The organism is Paramagnetospirillum caucaseum (genome assembly GCF_000342045.1).
Taxonomy (GTDB): domain Bacteria; phylum Pseudomonadota; class Alphaproteobacteria; order Rhodospirillales; family Magnetospirillaceae; genus Phaeospirillum; species Phaeospirillum caucaseum.
Genome location: NZ_AONQ01000205.1, coordinates 1 through 497 on the forward strand (window position 1 = coordinate 1; position 497 = coordinate 497).

Annotated in this window: 2 protein-coding genes; both read left to right on the top strand. The window is 59.2% G+C overall.

From position 1 onward, the window contains the following. On the top strand, nucleotides 1-132 hold a 132-nt coding region (locus H261_RS24460), incomplete at its 5' end, for a MucR family transcriptional regulator (RefSeq protein ID WP_200860290.1). A gap of 22 nt (nucleotides 133-154) precedes the next feature. Beyond that, the coding region (locus H261_RS24465; RefSeq protein ID WP_235063054.1) for a helix-turn-helix domain-containing protein at nucleotides 155-497 on the top strand (343 nt) is incomplete at its 3' end.

The window sequence follows — 497 nt, forward strand, 5'->3', positions numbered from 1 at the left end:
CGGGCCAAGTGGTCTTTGCCCAAGGATTACCCTCTCGTCGCCCCGGAATACGCTGCACGTAGATCAGAGTTTGCGAAGGCTGTTGGGCTGGGCTATTCCCGGACGAACCGGAAGCCAAAATCAGCCACCTGACGAACACATGAAGAGGGGCACCATGCCGCCACGTAAGAGTTCCCAACCCGCGACCGCCCCCAAGCCTGCCAAGGTACCCAAGAAGGTTGGTCGGTCCCCCCGTGGCCGATTGGCGGATGGCAGTGCCAATCCCATTGATGTGCATGTTGGTGCCCGAATTCGGCTTCGACGGACCCTACTCGGGATGAGCCAGGAGAAGCTTGGTGAATGCCTGGGGCTGACCTTCCAGCAGGTGCAAAAATACGAACGTGGGGCCAATCGGGTCGGAGCCTCCAGGCTGTTCGATCTATCCCGTGTTCTGGATGTCCGGGTTGGCTACTTTTTTGAGGAAATCTCTGATACTGCCCAGGCAGCATCGCCGGTCG